Below are 17,614 nucleotides of genomic sequence, written 5' to 3' on the forward strand. Positions count from 1 at the left end.
GGCTACAGCCGCCTGGTCGCGTCCTGCACTTCGCCGACGAGTTCCTCGATGATGTCCTCAAGGAACAGGACCCCCGTGGTCACACCGGATGCGGTGAAGGAGCGGGCCAGGTGAGCGCCGGAGCGGCGCATGGTCGCGAGGGCGTCCTCGAGGTCGGTGCCCTCGAAGATCGACACGAGCTGGCGAATGCGCTTGGCCGGGATCGGTTCCGCATGGCTTCCCTGTCCCGTCGATGCGTCGCCGTCGAGGTCCAGGACGTCCTTGAGGTGGATGTAGCCGGTGAGTTCGCCGGCACCGCTGACCAGCGCATAGCGGGAGAAGCCGTGCCGGGTCACGGCCTTCTCGACATCGGTCGGGGTGGCCGATTCGGGGAGGCTGATCAGGTCGGCGAGGTTCACCGCGACATCCTTCACCTTGCGGGTGGTGAACTCGAAGGTGGCGCTGAGCGCGCCGGTGCCATCACGCAGCACGCCCTCCCTGGTCGACTGGGACACGATCGTGGCCACCTCGTCCAGCGTGTAGGTGCTGGTCGCCTCCTCCTTGGGCTGCACTCCGAAAGTTCGCAGAACCAGGTTGGCGGTGGCGTTGAGGGCCACGATGACGGGCCTGACCAGTCGGCCGAAGAAGACCAGTGGCGGCGCGAGCAGGAGCACGGCCCGGTCGGGAACCGAGAAGGACAGGTTCTTCGGCACCATCTCGCCGAACACGACATGCAGGTAGGAGACCAGGAGCAGGGTGATCACGAAGGCGATCGCGGTGATCGCCTCGCCGGGCAGTCCGGTCAGTGCGAGCGGGTACTCGAGCAGGTGGTGGATCGCCGGCTCCGACACGTTGAGGATGAGCAGCGAACACACGGTGATGCCCAGCTGGGTGGTGGCCAGCATGAGGGTGGCGTGTTCCATCGCCCAGAGCGCCGTCTTGGCACTGCTTCGGCCGGCCTCCGCGAGCGGTTCGATCTGCGACCGGCGCGCGGAGATGACCGCGAATTCGGCGGCGACGAAGAAGGCGTTGGCGGCAAGCAGCACGAACAGCCAGGCGATTCCGGCCCAGTCACTCATTCGGGCTCCCCTCGTCCGGCGCCGCCGCAACGGTGGGCGTGAATCTCAGCCGGTCGATCCGGCGACCGTCCAGGCGCTCCACGGCGAACTCGCCCGTATCGATGGCGACGATGTCGCCGACAACGGGGAGACGTCCCAGTTCGCTCATCACGAATCCGGCGACGGTCTCGTACGGACCGTCCTCCGGCACGGCGATGCCGGCGCGTTCGAGCAGCTCGTCCGGGCGGAGCATGCCGGGGAAGGTGAGCGAGTCGGTGGAGAGCACGACTCCGGCGCGGGCGCGGTCGTGTTCGTCCGCGACCTCGCCGACGAGTTCCTCGACCAGGTCTTCCAGGGTGGCCACCCCGGCGGTGCCGCCGTACTCGTCCACGACAATGGCCATCTGGTAGCCGCGGCCGCGCAACTCGACCAGGAGCCCGTCGAGCTTCATGGTCTCCGGCACACGGATGGCCTCCGACTGCAGGGCGGATACCGGGACATCCGCTCGACGTTGCCTGGGCACCGCCACGGCCTGTTTGACGTGCACGATCCCGACGATGTCGTCAACGCCCTCGTCGACGACGGGGAACCGGGAGTAGCCGGTCTGCCGGGCCAGTTCGATGACCGCCCTGGCGGACGCGGTGCGCTGGATGCTCGCCACGCGCGGCCTCGGCGTCATCACATCGGACGCCGCGTGGCTGGAAAACAGCAGGGTGCGGTGCAGCAGGGTCGCGGTGTCCTTCTCCAGCAGGCCGGCGCTGGCGGAGCGGCGCACCAGCGACGACAGTTCCTCCGCCGTGCGCGCCCCGGACAGTTCTTCCTTCGGCTCGATCCCGATCGAGCGCAGCACCCCGTTGGCGCTGCCGTTGAGCATCAGCACGGCCGGTTTGAACACGGTCGTGAACAGGGTCTGGAACGGCATCACGAGCTTGGCGGTCTGGATCGGCAGGGCGAGGGCGAAGTTCTTGGGCACGAGTTCGCCGATGATCATCGAGGCGAGCGTGGCGATGACCACGGCGAGCGTCGTCGCCACGACCGGCACGACACCGGCCGGGAACCCCAGCCCGGTCAGCGGAGGGGTGAGCAGGGAGCTCAGCGCCGGCTCCATCGCGTAGCCGGTGAGGAGCGTGGTGAGGGTGATCCCGAGCTGCGCGCTGGAGAGGTGCGTCGACGTGATCCGGAGCGCCGCGATGGTCAGCACGAGGCGGGGTTCGCCACGGTCGCGACGCGCCTCAAGGTCGGACCGGTCGAGGTTGACCAGGGCGAATTCACTGGCCACGAACAGGCCGGTGCCCACGGTCAGGATCAATCCGACGCCGAGCATGAGCCACTCAAACATGCGATTCACCGCCCCGGTTCACGGGAGAGACCCCGATGGGGCGGCGGGAATGGTGGCCGGGCGATTTCGCAGAAGGGGGGTCGTCCATTATTCCCTCAACTATACGGCCATGGCCCGCCGTCGGAGCCGTCCGAACGACGACCGGGCACCCAGGTTTACCAGGAGACGGGGAGCGCCTTGCCCTCCTCGTACCCTGCCGCGGACTGGATCCCGACCAGGGACCTGGTGTGGAACTCGGCCACGCTGGTCGCGCCGGCATAGGTGAAGGAGCTGCGCACCCCGGAGGTGATCATGTCCAGCAGGTCCTCGAGCGACGGGCGCAGCGGGTCGAGGTAGATCTTCGAACTCGAGATCCCCTCGGCGAACAGGGTCTTCCGTGCGAGTTCGTACGGGTCGAGGCGATCGAAGCGTTCCCGGACGGCCTTGGTCGAGGCCATCCCCCAGCTTTCCTTGTACAGGGCGCCCGCCGCATCCGTCGCCAGGGTGCCGGGTGCCTCGATCGTGCCGGCGAACCAGGAACCGATCATGACCGATGCCGCGCCGGCGGCGAGCGCGAGCGCCACGTCCCTCGGGTAGCGCACTCCGCCGTCCGCCCAGACGTGCGCTCCGAGTTCCCGCGCGGCGGCCGCGGTTTCCAGCACCGCGGAGAATTGCGGGCGTCCGACCGCCGTCATCATCCGGGTCGTGCACATGGCACCGGGCCCGACGCCCACCTTCACGATGGTGGCTCCGGCGCCGACGAGGTCGCCGACGGCGTCCGCGGTGACCACGTTGCCGGCCACGATCGGGATGCCGAGACCGAGGTCGGCGACGATCTTCAGCGCACGGAGCATGCCGTCCTGGTGGCCGTGCGCGGTGTCGAGAACGAGCACGTCCACCCCGGCCGAGGCGAGGGCGGCGGCCTTGGCCGCGACGTCGCCGTTGATGCCGATGGCGGCAGCGACGCTGAGCCGGCCGTGCGCGTCCAGCGCCGGCTGATACAGAGTGGAGCGCAGGGCGCTCTTGCGGCTGAGGGTGCCGACGATGGAGCCGTGGTGCAGCACCGGCGCGAAGTCGAGGTCGGCCGCCGTCATCAGGTCGAACGCGCGGCGCGGGCCATCGATGTCGTCGGCGTCGAGTGAGGTCAGCGGGCCGTGCAGGAGGTCGCCGAGCCGAGCGTCGGACAGTGCCGTACCCAGCCGGGCGGCGTCGATGCAGCCCAGGTAGGCACCGTTCGCGTCCTTGATCACGAGCCCCTGGCCGGCCACCGGCGGCACCTGCTGCAGCGCCTGGACGACGGTGTCGCCGGGTCCGAAGACGAACGGTGTGTCGAACCTGGTCGACTGGGCCTTGACCCAGCGGATCGCGGCATCCAGCTCCTGCAGGTGCATGTCCTGGGGCAGCACACCGAGCCCGCCGCGCCGGGCCAGGGCCGCGGCCAGGCGCGGGCCGGTGACCGAGTTCATGTTCGCCGAGACCACGGGGATGGTGGCGCCGGTGCCGTCACCCGGGGCAAGGGAGACATCGAGGCGGCTCCGGATGCCTGATTGGCTGGGCACCAGGAAGACGTCTGAGTACGTGAGATCGTGACTGGGAACCGCTCCATAGAACTGCATGGAAATAACGCTAGCCCTCCGCGCGGATGCCCGCAGCCACCCTCGAGGGGATTAGGCTGGACGGGCAGACCGAACCGGCGATTTTTTCATCGTCTGGACATTCAGAATCAACGCAGAGAGTGGGAACCGGCTGTGTCAAGCCAGTTGACCGGTAGTGGATCCGACGAGACCACGTCGGGTGAATTCGGAGCGAACGAGTGGCTCGTCGACGAGCTGTACGAAAGGTACCTCGTCGACAAGAACCAGGTAGACGAGTCCTGGTGGCCCGTCCTCGAGAGCTACCACCAGACCGCGAGCGGCCAGGCCGCCGCCGGCACTGCGGATGGCCCCCCACCGGCACCGGCACCGACGACCGCCCCGGCCGTCGCCGCCCCGGCCGTCGCCGCCCCGGCCGCGGGTCCCGTCGTGTCCGAGCCGGCACCGACGACCGCCCCCGCCGCCGCCCCGGCCGCGGGTCCCGTCGTGTCCGAGCCGGCACCGACGACCGCCCCCGCCGAGTCCATCGGCGGCCAGCGCACGGCGCGCACCACCGGTGTCGCCCCCAAGCCGGTCCCCGTGCCCGCCGACGCCCCGATCACGAGCCCGCATCCGATCGCGACCGCGAAGGCAACCACCGAGGTCCAGGACGTCGTCACGCCGCTGCGCGGCATGTCGAAGAGCCTCGCCGCGAACATGGCGGTGAGCCTGACCGTGCCGACCGCCACGAGCGTGCGCACCATTCCGGCGAAGCTCCTGATCGACAACCGGATCGTGATGAACAACCACATGCGCCGGTCGCGCGGTGGCAAGGTGTCATTCACTCACCTGATCGGCTGGGCCCTGATCAACGCCCTCAAGATGTTCCCCAGCCAGAACGTCTACTACAACGAGATCGACGGCAAGCCTTCGGTGATCGCCCCCGCCCACGTGGGACTCGGCATCGCGATCGACCTGCCCAAGCCCGATGGCACCCGGTCGCTGATGGTCCCCGCGATCAAGCGCGCCGACACAATGACGTTCGGCGAGTACCTCTCCGCCTATGAGGACCTCGTCACCCGCGCCCGCACGGGCAAGCTCACCGCGGACGATTTCTCCGGCGCCACGGTCTCCCTCACCAACCCGGGCGGCATCGGCACGGTCCACTCCGTGCCGCGCCTGATGAAGGGGCAGGGCTGCATCATCGGCGCCGGCGCCCTCGACTACCCGGCCGAGTTCCAGGGCGCGAGCGTCAAGACGCTCACCGGCCTGGCCATCTCGAAGACCATCACCCTCACCAGCACCTACGACCACCGGGTGATCCAGGGTGCCGGCTCCGGTGAGTTCCTGAAGATCGTGCACGAGCTGCTGATCGGCGGGCACAACTTCTACGAGGACATCTTCTCCGCCCTCCGCATCCCGTACGAGCCGATCCACTGGGCGCCGGACATCAGCGTCGACCTGGCCAGCGCGGTCGACAAGACCGCCCGCGTTCAGGAACTGATCAACGCGTTCCGGGTGCGCGGTCACCTGATGGCCGACATCGATCCGCTCGAGTACACCCAGCGCTCCCACCCGGACCTCGACATCTCCAACCACGGGCTCACCTTCTGGGACCTCGATCGCGAGTTCGTCACCGGCGGTTTCGGCACCAAACGCCTGATGCTGCTCCGTGACATCCTCGGCGTGCTCCGCGACTCCTACTGCCGCACCACGGGCATCGAGTACATGCACATCCAGGACCCTGGCCAGCGCCGGTGGGTACAGGAGAAGATCGAGAAGTCCTACGTCAAGCCGACCCACGACGAGCAGATGCGCATCCTCGGCAAGCTCAACGAGGCGGAGGCCTTCGAAACGTTCCTGCAGACGAAGTACGTCGGGCAGAAGCGGTTCAGCCTCGAGGGCGGCGAGTCCACCATCGCCCTGCTCGACGCGATCCTGCAGGGCGCGGCGGATGCCGGGCTCGACGAGGTCGCGATCGGGATGGCCCACCGCGGCCGCCTGAACGTGCTGACCAACATCGCCGGCAAGACCTACGGCCAGATCTTCCGCGAGTTCGAGGGCACCCAGGACCCCCGCACGGTGCAGGGCTCCGGCGACGTCAAGTACCACCTGGGCACGGAGGGAACCTTCCGAGCCACCAACGGCACGGAGATGCCCGTCTACCTGGCCGCGAACCCGTCGCACCTCGAGGCCGTCGACGGCGTGCTGGAGGGCATCGTGCGCGCCAAGCAGGACCGCAAGCCGATCGGGACCTTCTCCACCCTGCCCGTTCTCGTCCACGGCGACGCCGCGATGGCCGGCCAGGGCATCGTCCTGGAGACGCTGCAGATGTCCCAGCTGCGCGGATTCCGCACCGGCGGCACGATCCACCTGGTCGTGAACAACCAGGTCGGCTTCACCACGCTCCCCGGCGACGGCCGCACCTCGATCTACGCCACCGACGTCGCCAAGACCATCCAGGCTCCCATCTTCCACGTGAACGGGGACGATCCGGAGGCTGTCGTGCGGGTCGCGGAACTCGCGTTCGCCTACCGCCAGGAATTCAAGCGGGACGTCGTCATCGACCTCGTCTGCTACCGCCGACGCGGCCACAACGAGGGCGACGACCCGTCGATGACCCAGCCGCTGATGTACAACCTGATCGAGGCGAAGCGCTCGGTCCGGAAGTTGTACACCGAGGCCCTCGTCGGTCGTGGCGATATCACCCAGGCGGAATACGAGGCCGCGCACGGCGACTTCCAGGACCGCCTTGAGCGCGCCTTCATGGAGACGCACGCCGCGCAGTCCTCGTCGATCCCGATCGTGGGTGTGGGCGGCTCCGCTTCCCGCGGCCTCGGCGACAACCATGACCAGGACGACGCGGTCGGCGAACCCGCCACGACCGGCGTCCCCGAAGCAGTCGTGCACCTCATCGGTGACGCGTTCATGAACAAACCGGCCGGCTTCACGGTGCACAACAAGTTGCAGCAGCTGATGCAGAAGCGCCTCGACATGAGCCGCAACGGCAACATCGACTGGAGCTTCGGCGAACTGCTCGCCCTCGGCTCCCTGCTGGTCGAACGCACCCCGGTGCGCTTCGCCGGCCAGGACGCCCGACGCGGCACGTTCGTTCAACGGCACGCCGTGCTGCACGACCGCATCAACGGCCAGGAGTGGTTGCCGCTGGCGAACCTCAGCGAGGACCAGGCCCGGTTCTGGATCTACGACTCGCTGCTCAGCGAATACGCCACCATGGGCTTCGAATACGGATACTCGGTGGAACGCGCCGACGCTCTCGTGCTCTGGGAAGCCCAGTTCGGTGACTTCGCCAACGGCGCCCAGACCGTCATCGACGAATTCGTCTCGTCCGCGGAGCAGAAGTGGGGCCAGCGGTCCTCCGTTGTCCTGCTCCTTCCCCACGGCTACGAGGGCCAGGGTCCCGACCACTCGTCGGCAAGGATCGAACGTTACCTGCAGCTGTGCGCGGAGAACAACATGACCGTCGCTCGCCCGTCGACGCCGGCCTCGTACTTCCACCTGCTCCGCCGCCAGGCCTACATGCGGCCGCGCCGCCCGTTGGTCGTCTTCACGCCCAAGTCCATGCTCCGCCTGCGCGGCGCCACCAGCAGCGTCGCCGACTTCACCTCCGGCCGGTTCGAGCCGGTCATCGACGACGCCCGCATCACCGACAAGTCCAGGGTCAAGCGGGTGCTGTTCCTGGCCGGCAAGCTCTACTACGATCTGCGCGGCGAACTCGAGAAGAACCCGAACCCCGAGATCGCGCTGGTCCGGTTGGAGCAGTACTACCCACTGCCCAAGGTCGAACTGAGGAAGGTTGCCGATCAGTACCCGGATGCCGAACTCGCCTGGGTGCAGGACGAACCCGAGAACCAGGGAGCCTGGCCGTTCTTCTACCTGGAGACGAACAAACTGGGCCCGCGTCCGGTGACCCTGTTCTCGCGTGCCGCGTCGGCATCGCCGGCCGCCGGGTCCGCCAAGCGCCACGCCACCGAACAGGCCGACCTGATCAGCAGGGCGCTCACCATCTAGACCGAAGAGTCATCCCGTCGATAGGAGCCGCCACCATGCCAGCACGCGATGCAACCCGATTCGGTGAACCATGCTGGGCTGATCTTTTGACCTCCGACCCTGACGGGGCGCGTGAGTTCTACGGTCGTCTCTTCGGCTGGACTGCGGTGGAGTCCAGCATGGAGGGCAGCGACTACGTCACATTCCGGCATGGAGACGCCGATGTCGCCGGCATGGCCGTGCAGATGCCGGACTCGGAGTCACCCGATGTCTGGTCGATCTACCTGGCCGTCGAGGACGTCGACGCCAGCACCGTTGCCGCCCGGGCCGCGGGCGGCCAGGTGCTCGCCGAGCCGATGAATATCGGGTCGATGGGCCGGATGGCCATCCTGTCGGACCCGACCGGAGCGACGGTCGGCCTGTGGCAGCCGATCGACTTCACCGGGTTCGGCGTGATCGGCGAGGTAGGCACCCCGCTCTGGCACGAGTTGAACACCCTCGATTACCCGGCCGCGGTCGCGTTCTACGAGAAAGCCTTCGGTTGGACGCCGAGCGTGCTCAGCGACACCGACGAGTTCCGCTACAGCACCATCGGCGCCGAGGGCGCGATGGTCGCCGGCATCTTCGACGCGTCGGCGCATCTCCCCGCGGGAATGCCCTCACACTGGCAGCTTTACCTCGGCGTTGCCGACGTGGCCGCCGCCGCCGCCCTGGTCACGGAACTTGGCGGCACGGTGCTTCAGGAGCCGTGGTCCGCGGAATTCGGCACGTTTTCCCGGGTCGCCGACCGGACCGGAGCCATGTTCGTGCTCGGATCCGTCGACTAGCCGACGGGTCAGTGCTCGGACTGGAGGGTGCGCAGTTTCAGCAGCACCTGGTCGCGCAGGTCCTCCGGGGTGACCTCCCGGCAGGCGCGCTGCACGGCCTCGGTGAGGGTGCGCCCCACCAGATGCTCGTCGCTGCAATCGCCGCAGTGCGCGAGATGCTCCTGGATATCCGCGGCGTCTTCCCCGCGAAGTTCGTTGTGCAAGTATTCCTCGAGTTCGGCCTTGGCCTTCTCGCATCCACAGTCGGTCATGCTGATGTGCTCCCGGTTCGAGTGTGGCCTGTCGCCTCCGCGCCCAGTCCACGCTCGAGGGCGTAGCCGGACAGCAGGTCGCGAAGGAGTCGCCGGCCACGATGCAGGCGGCTCATCACAGTGCCAATGGGTGTTTTCATGATTTCGGCGATCTCCTGGTAGGAGAAGCCTTCAACGTCGGCGAAGTAGACAGCCAGCCGGAAGTCCTCCGGAATCGACTGCAACGCGTCCTTGACGGCGCTGTCCGGCAGGTGGTCGATGGCCTCGGCTTCGGCCGACCGGCTCGCCATCGCGGTGGTCGACTCGGCCCCGCCGAGCTGCCAGTCCTCGAGGTCGTCGATGGTGCCCTGATACGGCTCGCGCTGCTTCTTGCGGTAAGTGTTGATGAAGGTATTGGTGAGGATCCGGTACAGCCAGGCCTTGAGGTTTGTCCCCTGCTCGAACTGTGTGAACGCGGCGAACGCCTTCACGAAGGTTTCCTGGACCAGGTCCTGCGCGTCGGAGGGATTGCGGGTCATCCGCATGGCCGCCGCGTAGAGCTGGTCGATAAAGGGCAGGGCCTGCTCTTCGAACAGGTCGCGAAGGTCGCTCGCATCAGTTGTCATCACCGACGATTCTAGTTCGTCGAGATCAGTTGCGTTCGGTCGCTCCAGCACCATGGACAGCGCCATCCGTACCTCCCTCATTCTTCAGTCACCGACTATCCTGATAACCGATGTTGATCTCGAGATATTCCAAGCCTGAGTTCGATCCCTACGGCGACTCGTCGCCGGAGGAGACGGACCAGTGGTGGGCGGCGCCCACAGCCGGCGGACCGCTCGCGGCGGTGGTGTCCCTTCCGGGGTCGAAATCCCTCACCAACCGCGAATTGGTGCTCGCGGCCCTCGCCGAGGGTCCGTCCCTGCTTCGCTCTCCGCTGCACTCCAGGGACAGCGATCTCATGGTCGCCGCCCTCCGCCAGCTCGGCAGCACGGTTGAGGCCGTCCCCGGGCACGGCGAGTTCGGACCTGACCTCAGGGTCACTCCCGGCGAGCTCGTCGGCTCCACCACGATCGATTGCGGCCTCGCCGGCACGGTGATGCGGTTCCTGCCGCCGGTGGCCGCGCTCGCACTGGGCCCCACCACCTTCGACGGCGACGCCGGTGCCCGCCGCCGGCCCATGGCGACGACGATCAGTTCCCTCCGCGCGCTCGGCGCGGACATCAACGACGACGGTCGCGGCGCCCTGCCGTTCACGGTGCACGGCACGGGAAGCCTGTCGGGCGGCGAGGTCACCATCGACGCGTCCACGTCGAGCCAGTTCGTCTCCGGTCTCCTGCTGGCCGGCGCCAGGTTCGAGCGTGGCGTCCACCTCCGGCACTCCGGGGAGCGCCTGCCGAGCCTCCCCCACATCGAGATGACCATCGACACCCTCGCGCGCCGCGGAGTCGACGTGCGCAGCCCATCGATCGGCGAGTGGATCATCGACCCGGGCCCGATCTCAGGCGACGAGATCGACATCGAACCCGACCTCTCCAACGCCGCACCGTTCCTGGCTGCGGCCCTCATCGCCGGCGGCACCGTCACGATCACCGGCTGGCCGACGAGCACGACTCAGGTCGGCGCCCACCTCGCCGACCTCCTTCCCCTCTTCGGGGCCAGGGTCAGCCTGGTCGGCAACCGCCTGATCGTGTCGGCCGGCGAACGCCTCACCGGGGTGGACCTCGATCTGTCCACCGGCGGGGAACTCGCCCCCGCCCTCGTCGCCCTCGCCGCCCTCGCTGATTCGCCGAGCACAATTACCGGAATCGGGCACATCCGCCACCACGAGACCGACCGGCTCGCCGCCCTGGTCGCCGAGCTCAATGGTCTCGGCGGGGCCGTCACCGAGCTCCCCGACGGGCTCCGGATCGAACCCCGACCGCTGCACGGCGGAGCCTGGCGCAGCTACGACGACCACAGGATGGCAACCGCCGGCGCCCTGATCGGCCTGGTCGTGCCCGGTGTGGAGATCGAGAATATCGGCACCACAGCGAAAACCCTGCCCCAGTTCGTCGAGCTGTGGGACAACCTCGTCGCCTCGGGAACCGCGCCGGTCGTGCCGCGATGACGTGGTGGGCCAGCGCCGATGACGACGAGGAACCCGAGTTCGACGAATCCAGTGTGCGGGTGCGCCCGAACCGCAAGGGCAACAAACCGCGCACCAAGACCAGGCCGGAGCACGAAAACGCCCTGACCGGCCGCATCCTCTCCGTCGACCGCGGCCGCTACACGGTCATGCTCGACGAGGACCTGCCGTCCGAGCGCCGGGTGACCGCAGCCCGGGCCAGCGAACTGCGCAAGCACGCTGTCGTCACGGGCGACCGCGTCGACATTGTCGGCGACACGACCGGGGCCGAGGGAAGCCTCGCCCGTCTGGTGCGGATCGTGCCCCGCGTCACGCTGCTCCGCCGCAGCGCGGACGACACGGATGCCGTCGAGCGCGTCATCGTCGCCAACGCAGACCAGATGCTCATCGTCGTTGCCGCGGCGAACCCTGAGCCGCGCATCCGACTGGTCGACCGCTACCTGGTCGCCGCCTATGACGCGGGAGTCTCCCCCATCCTCTGCATCACCAAGACCGACCTCGCCGACCCGGCCGGCTTTCTCCACAATTTCGCCGGCCTCGACCTGCCGGTCTTCCAGAGCCGTGACGACGCGATGCCGCTGGCCGAGATCTCCGCGGCCCTGATCGGGCACGACACCGTCTTCGTCGGCCACTCCGGGGTGGGCAAATCGACCCTCGTCAACGCGCTCGTCCCCGACGCGCACCGGGCCGTCGGCGTCGTCAACACTGTTACCGGCCGCGGGCGGCACACCTCATCGTCGACGATCTCGCTGCGCCTCGAAACGGATGCCGGCCGCGGCTGGGTGATCGACACCCCCGGCGTGCGCTCCTTCGGTCTCGGACACATCAACACCGACAACATCCTCAAGGCCTTCACCGATCTGGCCGCGATCGCGGAGAAGTGCCCGCGCGGCTGCACCCACCTGCCGAACTCGCCGGACTGCGCCATCAACGAGGCGGTGGCGGCCGGAAAGCTCGGCGACACCGGAAAGGCGAGGCTGGATTCGCTGCAGCGCCTGCTCGCGACGTTCGCCGCGGTCCCGGCGCACTGAACGGCGCTAGCGTGGAGTAATGACCGACTCCACGCGACTCGCGGCCGGCGACACGGCCCCCGAATTCACCCTGACCGACCAGGATGGGGCACCCGTCGTCCTGGCCGACTTCGCCGGTGCGAAGGTGCTGCTGTACTTCTACCCGGCCGCGATGACGCCGGGCTGCACCACGGAGGCCTGCGACTTCCGGGACAGCCTCGGCTCGCTCGCCGCGGCCGGTTACACCGTGCTCGGTGTTTCCCGGGACTCCCCGGCGAAGCTCAAGGCGTTCCAGGAGCGGGACCAGCTCAGCTTCCCGCTGCTCAGCGACACCGACCTCGCCGCACACAACGCGTACGGCGCCTGGGGGGAGAAGAACCTCTACGGCAAGATCGTCACCGGCGTCCTGCGCTCCACCTTCGTGATCGACGAGGCTGGCGTCATCACGCTCGCCCTCTACAACGTGAAGGCCACCGGCCATGTGGCGAGCCTGCGCACGAAGCTCGGCCTGGACATCTAGGGCCTCTTCCCGGCGTCCTGCTCCGCGATGCGCGGCGCCATGCCGTCGCCTCCGGGCCCAGGGGCGGTCAAGCGGCCCCAGGGCGGTCTTGGGCGGCGCATCGGCTCAGCACTGCCGCCTGTGGCCGTTCAACCGCCGGCTGCCGCTACGAGGTGGCGTCGTCCCCGGCCGGCGCGGAGGTGGTCGCGGCGATCACCCGTGGCCTGAACAGCAGCGCCAGCACGACCAGGGACGGCAGCAGCAACGCCCAGCCCAGGTCGGGCCTGGCGTAGAGCCCCTGGAACGAGCCGACGGCGACGGCGATCTGCACGAGCTGCCAGGTGACCGCTGCCCCGCGGATCCAGGAGCGCCGGCGGAGCGAGTTGATCGCGATCGCGGTCACCCAGGCCGCGGCGATGAGCACGAGCACGAGGATTGCCAGCGCCGTCGCCAGCGAGGTCGGCGTCGCCGTGATCAGCTCGAGCACGAGCCAGCCGGCCGCCGCCCAGAGGAGGGCAGCCTCCGCGGCAAGGAGGGTGGCGAGCAGCAGGAGCGCGCGCGGTCGCGATGAGGCTCCGGGGGCGTTTTCACCGCCCGGAAGGTGCTCGGATCGTTCATTCACAGAGATATCCCATACGAAACTATTGATTTGACTCCACCATTATGCGACCATATTTGAGGCCCGGTTGACGCTCACAGGGACGTGAGTAGGTCTGATTGTGTAGATCTGACACCTTCCTGCAACCGGCAGCCTCCGCATCTTCGGCCAATCGGCCAGGCATCCCCGCAATCAAGGAGCACCCCTATGGACTGGCGCGACAAAGCTGCCTGCCTCACCGCCGACCCGGAACTCTTCTTTCCGGTCGGCAACACTGGTCCCGCAGTGGACCAGATCGAGAAGGCGAAATCCGTCTGCGCCCGTTGCAACGTGACCGAGGTTTGCCTGCAGTACGCCCTCGAGACCGGCCAGGACTCGGGTGTGTGGGGTGGCCTCAGCGAAGACGAGCGCCGCGCCCTCAAGCGCCGCGCCGCACGCGCCCGCCGCGCCTCCTAGCGCTCTACTTTTAAGGCATCCACCGCGGGGCTGCCGCCTTTCGTGAGTCCTGACAACGACGCGCAGCGTATCCATGACTGGGCGCCCGGTTCCAGGGACACCGGCCATTGGGCTGCCGCCTTTCGTGAGTCCTGACAACGACGCGCAGCGTCGTTGTCAGGACTCACGCATGTAGCGCAGGGGGATCTCGATCGTGACCTCTGTGCCGCTGCCCATCATGGTGTGCCAGTCGATGCTGCCGCTCAGCTCACCCTGGATCAGCGTGCGCACGATCTGAGTGCCCAGACCGGAACCGACCTTGCCCTCAGGCAGGCCGGAGCCATTGTCTCGCACCCGCACCGTGAGCGTCTCCTCGTTGCGCTCGGCCTCAATCGCCACTTCGCCCTCACGCCCGGCCAGCCCGTGCTCGACCGCGTTCGTGACGAGTTCGGTGAGCGCGAGCGCGAGCGGGGTGGCAAAAGCGCTGGGAAGAATCCCGAAACTCCCGGATGACTTCGGATGCGCCGTCGTGTTGTGCGCGGAGGCAACCTCCGCGATCAGGAGCAGCACCCGGTCGAACACGACGTCGAAGTCGACCTGCTGGTTGAGGCCCTCCGACAGCGTGTCGTGAACCACGGCGATGGCCGCGACCCGGCGCATGGCCTGGTTGAGCGCTTCCCTCGCCGTTTCGGAGTGCGTTCGGCGGGCCTGGATGCGCAGCAGCGACGCCACCGTCTGAAGGTTGTTCTTCACCCGGTGGTGGATCTCCCGGATGGTGGCATCCTTGGTGATCAACTCACGTTCCTGGTGCCTGAGCTCGGTGACGTCCCGGCACAGCACGATCGCGCCGATCCGTTCACCGCGGTTGCGAATGGGGATGGCCCGCAGCGACACGGTCACCCCCCGTGCCTCAATGTCGGTCCGCCACGGCGCCCGGCCGGTCACGACCAGCGGCAGGGACTCGTCGACGACCATCGTCCCCGTGAGCAGGCTCGTGGTCACCTCGGCGAGTGACTCGCCCTCGAGCTCGTCGATGAAACCCATCCGGTTGAACGCCGACAGGGCGTTCGGGCTGGCGAAGGTGGTCACTCCGTCCACGTCGAGCCGGATCAACCCGTCCGAGGCCCGGGGCGCTCCCCGCCGGGGGCCGGTCGGGGCGCCCAGGTCCGGAAAGTCGCCCGACGCGATCATGGCGAACAAATCGTTGGCACAGTCGTTGAAGGTGAGTTCCTGACGGCTGGGCGTGCGCGCCTCGCTCAGGTTGGTGTGCCGAGTGAGCACGGCAACCGGGGCGGCCGCGATCTTCGACCCGGTCGAGCTGAGCCGTCGCATCACGGGGATGGCGCGCACCCGGGTCGGGGTTTCCTCGTACCAGTCCGGGGCGGTCGTGTCGACGATCCTCGCGGTGTCGAAGGCCTCCGTCACCTGCTGGCGCCACTCCACCTTGATCCCCTGGCCCACGAAGTCCCGGTAGAACAGCGTGGCGGCGCTCGACGGTCGAGCGTGAGCGACCGCGACGAAACTCCCGGAGGTGCTGGGCACCCACACGACGATGTCGGCGAAAGCCAGGTCGGCGAGGAGCTGGGCGTCCGCGACGAGCATGTGGAGCCAGTCCACATCTTCGGCGCTACTGCGGCCCTGGGCAAGTACGAGATCACTGAGCGTTGACACGGTCAATAGCCTAGGTCCCCCGCTGCATGCCGCGGTCATCGAGAAGGCGACTGCACCCAATCGATGGTGTCGAAAGGGAGGATGGGCCATGCTGTGGAGATGAGCGCAACACCGGGAAAGCCTGATCGGTCCCTGATTGTCATCCTCGGCGTCATCGCCGCCCTCGTCATCGTAGCCCTGGCCGTCGTGTTCACCCGCGGGGAGCCGGCGCCGCTGGACGCGGACACTCCGGAGGGCGTTGTGCAGCTCTACGCCCAGGCCGTCCTCGCGGGCGATGAGCAAACCGCCGCCGACTACCTCTCCAAGGGGAGGCTCGACAACTGCGACCGGGTCGACCCCGGCCCGCTCGACAACGTGCGACTCACCCTGGTATCGAGCACCGTGCGGGAGAAGTCGGCCGACGTGAGAGTCTCCATCGTCACCGCGACCGACAACGGGCCATTCGGGGCCAGCGAATACGAGAGCGAAGACAACTTCGACCTGATCAAAACGAACGGACGGTGGCTCATCGACCGCACACCCTGGCAACTCACGATCTGCCCGAACCCGAAGGCGACGTCGTAATGGTCAGCCTGGTGCTGCTCGCCGCGCTCCTCGTCATCGGCGGCGGCGTAGCGGGAATCGTGATCGCCGCGCGCCGGTCGTCCGGCCCGAGGGACAGCACGGCCCAGCCGTCCGTGCGCCGGACCATCGTATTCATCCTCCTCTTCGCCCTGGTCGTCATCGCCGCGATTGGGCTGAGCGGCCTGCTCGGCCGACTCCTCGACGCGGGTAACGCACTGGCCTCCAACGACATCACCGGGCTGGCCCGTTCGCTCGCGTTCACGCTCATTGCCGGACCGTTCGCCGCGGTGCTCTGGTGGCTACTCTGGCGCAGAATGGCGGGACAGGACGAGCGGTCCTCCGTCGCCTGGGGTCTCTACCTGGCCGGCCTGTCCACGGTCGCCCTGATCACCGCATCCACAACACTGCTGACCTGCGCGGCCGCCCTGGTCCGCGGCGACTGGCAGCCCCAGAACCTCGCAACCGGGGTGGTCTGGGCCGGAGTGTGGGCCTGGCACCGCTGGATGTCCCGGGACGAGGCAAGGAGTCCCCGCCGGCTGGTCACCGGAGCACCCGTGCTCGGCTCCGTCTTCGGCCTCGCCATCGGGGCCGGCGGTCTCGTCACGGCGCTCGGTTCCCTGGCCGACGCCGCCATCGATGGTTTCTCACCGAGCGTCTTCGTCGGTGACCCGTGGTGGCACCTCACGCTCCAGGCGATCATCTGGTGCGTCGGCGGCGCCGCGATCTGGTGGTGGCATTGGGTCGTGGACGGCGCCCGTACCCTGCGCGGCGGCCTCGCCGACGTGGCACTGGTTGTCGTCGGCGTGGCCGGAGGGACGATCCTGACCCTCACCGGGGCAGGGATCGCGCTGTTCACCCTGCTGGAGCTGACCTTCGACCGATCTCTCCCGACCGCCCGGATCCTCGACCCGCTCGGATCCGCGCTGGCCGCGGCGGCCGTCGGCGCTCTCGTCTGGCAGTACCACCGGGGCCAGGTCCCCGCTCGGGCGGACCAGACCGGGTTCGCGGTCGGCGTCGTGACCAGCGGCATCGGCCTCGTGTGCGCGGCATCCGGCCTCGGCGTGGTCGTGAATTCGATCCTCGCCGCCGTCACCGTCACGCTCGCGGGGTCGGACACCCGCTCCCTCCTGCTCGGCGGGATCAGCGCTCTCGTCGTGGGAGGCCCCGTCTGGTGGGTGGCCTGGAAACCCGCCAAGGCCGTCGACGCCGCCCAGATCGGGGCCACCGGGCGGAGGGTCTACCTGATCCTGGTCTTCGGCCTGAGCGCCGTGGTGGCCATCATCACCCTGCTGGTGATCGGCTACCGTATCTTCGAGTTCGCGCTCGGCACGGGAACGGGCCAGAGCCTGATCGATCGGGTCCGTGCCCCCCTTGGCCTGCTGGTGGCGACCGGCCTCGCCGCCGGTTATCACTTCGCCGTCTGGAACCGCGATCGGTCCATGATCGCCGCGGCGCCGGGGAGGGAACGCACCATCGGACGGGTGATCCTCGTCACCGGCTCGCACCCGGAGCCGCTGGCCAGGGCCATTGATGACGCCACCGGGGCCGGCGTCACGGTCTGGCAACGGTCGGCCGTCGATGACGCCGCCGACAGCGGAGAGGGCCCATCGGCCGAGCAGCTGGTCGAAGCGCTCCGCGGCGTATCCGGCAATCGCGTGCTCGTCGTGACCGGACCGGGTGCCCGGATCGACGTGATCCGGCTGCGGGACTGAGCG

The 17,614-nt window shown here is 68.3% G+C and carries 15 protein-coding genes; 8 read left to right on the forward strand and 7 right to left on the reverse strand.

From position 1 onward, the window contains the following. Positions 1–2: 2 nt before the first annotated feature. The 3 genes from QMG61_RS08765 to guaB1 form a co-directional block, all read right to left on the reverse strand. Positions 3–1,058 (reverse strand): hemolysin family protein, encoded by a 1,056-nt coding sequence (locus QMG61_RS08765; protein WP_283493961.1) that lies wholly within the window; start codon positions 1,056–1,058, stop codon positions 3–5. Beyond that, positions 1,051–2,376 carry a hemolysin family protein gene (locus tag QMG61_RS08770; RefSeq protein ID WP_283493962.1) on the reverse strand — a complete coding sequence of 442 codons (1,326 nt, stop codon included), beginning with the start codon at positions 2,374–2,376 and terminating at the stop codon, positions 1,051–1,053. Before QMG61_RS08770 ends, QMG61_RS08765 begins: the two co-directional genes overlap by 8 nt. A gap of 155 nt (positions 2,377–2,531) precedes the next feature. Further along, on the reverse strand, positions 2,532–3,971 hold the full coding sequence (gene guaB1, locus QMG61_RS08775) for a GMP reductase (RefSeq protein ID WP_283493963.1): 1,440 nt from the start codon (positions 3,969–3,971) through the stop codon (positions 2,532–2,534). 132 nt (positions 3,972–4,103) lie between these two features. On the opposite strand from guaB1, the gene QMG61_RS08780 reads away from it, so the two are divergent. Both QMG61_RS08780 and QMG61_RS08785 read left to right on the forward strand, forming a co-directional pair. Next, positions 4,104–7,958 (forward strand): multifunctional oxoglutarate decarboxylase/oxoglutarate dehydrogenase thiamine pyrophosphate-binding subunit/dihydrolipoyllysine-residue succinyltransferase subunit, encoded by a 3,855-nt coding sequence (locus QMG61_RS08780; RefSeq protein WP_283493964.1) that lies wholly within the window; start codon positions 4,104–4,106, stop codon positions 7,956–7,958. 35 nt (positions 7,959–7,993) lie between these two features. Next, positions 7,994–8,764 carry a VOC family protein gene (locus tag QMG61_RS08785; protein ID WP_283493965.1) on the forward strand — a complete coding sequence of 257 codons (771 nt, stop codon included), beginning with the start codon at positions 7,994–7,996 and terminating at the stop codon, positions 8,762–8,764. Between the two features lie 8 nt (positions 8,765–8,772). On the opposite strand, the gene QMG61_RS08790 is transcribed toward QMG61_RS08785, so the two are convergent. Then, positions 8,773–9,015, reverse strand: coding sequence for a zf-HC2 domain-containing protein (locus tag QMG61_RS08790; protein WP_283493966.1), 243 nt, complete (start codon positions 9,013–9,015; stop codon positions 8,773–8,775). Next, positions 9,012–9,620, reverse strand: coding sequence for a sigma-70 family RNA polymerase sigma factor (locus QMG61_RS08795; RefSeq protein ID WP_283493967.1), 609 nt, complete (start codon positions 9,618–9,620; stop codon positions 9,012–9,014). Before QMG61_RS08795 ends, QMG61_RS08790 begins: the two co-directional genes overlap by 4 nt. Before the next feature lie 110 nt (positions 9,621–9,730). Between QMG61_RS08795 and aroA the strand changes: the two genes are divergently transcribed. Genes aroA through bcp form a run of 3 tightly spaced genes read left to right on the forward strand, consistent with a single transcriptional unit; the run spans position 9,731 to position 12,652 of the window. Then, positions 9,731–11,104, forward strand: coding sequence for a 3-phosphoshikimate 1-carboxyvinyltransferase (aroA, locus tag QMG61_RS08800; protein ID WP_283493968.1), 1,374 nt, complete (start codon positions 9,731–9,733; stop codon positions 11,102–11,104). Continuing rightward, a complete protein-coding gene (gene rsgA, locus QMG61_RS08805) occupies positions 11,101–12,153 on the forward strand; it encodes a ribosome small subunit-dependent GTPase A (protein WP_283493969.1) in 1,053 nt (350 codons plus the stop codon). Before aroA ends, rsgA begins: the two co-directional genes overlap by 4 nt. Before the next feature lie 19 nt (positions 12,154–12,172). After that, positions 12,173–12,652, forward strand: a complete 480-nt coding sequence (gene bcp, locus QMG61_RS08810) for a thioredoxin-dependent thiol peroxidase (RefSeq protein ID WP_283493970.1) — start codon at positions 12,173–12,175, stop codon at positions 12,650–12,652. 145 nt (positions 12,653–12,797) lie between these two features. Here bcp and QMG61_RS08815 read toward each other — a convergent pair whose 3' ends face one another. Next, entirely contained in the window at positions 12,798–13,253 is a 456-nt protein-coding gene (locus QMG61_RS08815) for a hypothetical protein (protein ID WP_283493971.1), read from the reverse strand. Between the two features lie 183 nt (positions 13,254–13,436). On the opposite strand from QMG61_RS08815, the gene QMG61_RS08820 reads away from it, so the two are divergent. After that, positions 13,437–13,685, forward strand: a complete 249-nt coding sequence (locus QMG61_RS08820) for a WhiB family transcriptional regulator (RefSeq protein WP_035837005.1) — start codon at positions 13,437–13,439, stop codon at positions 13,683–13,685. A 156-nt stretch (positions 13,686–13,841) separates the two neighbouring features. Here the strand turns inward: QMG61_RS08820 and QMG61_RS08825 are convergent, their stop codons facing one another. After that, the gene (locus QMG61_RS08825; protein ID WP_283493972.1) at positions 13,842–15,335 is read right to left on the reverse strand and encodes a sensor histidine kinase; all 1,494 of its coding nucleotides are present in this window, start codon (positions 15,333–15,335) and stop codon (positions 13,842–13,844) included. Between the two features lie 99 nt (positions 15,336–15,434). Between QMG61_RS08825 and QMG61_RS08830 the strand changes: the two genes are divergently transcribed. Both QMG61_RS08830 and QMG61_RS08835 read left to right on the forward strand, forming a co-directional pair. After that, positions 15,435–15,899 carry an LpqB family beta-propeller domain-containing protein gene (locus tag QMG61_RS08830; RefSeq protein WP_283493973.1) on the forward strand — a complete coding sequence of 155 codons (465 nt, stop codon included), beginning with the start codon at positions 15,435–15,437 and terminating at the stop codon, positions 15,897–15,899. Further along, entirely contained in the window at positions 15,899–17,611 is a 1,713-nt protein-coding gene (locus QMG61_RS08835; protein ID WP_283493974.1) for a DUF5671 domain-containing protein, read from the forward strand. The genes QMG61_RS08830 and QMG61_RS08835 overlap by 1 nt, the downstream gene beginning before the upstream one ends. The last annotated feature ends 3 nt before the right edge of the window (positions 17,612–17,614 follow it).

This window comes from Cryobacterium sp. PH31-AA6 (assembly GCF_030063195.1).
In the GTDB taxonomy this organism is placed as follows: Bacteria; Actinomycetota; Actinomycetes; order Actinomycetales; family Microbacteriaceae; genus Cryobacterium.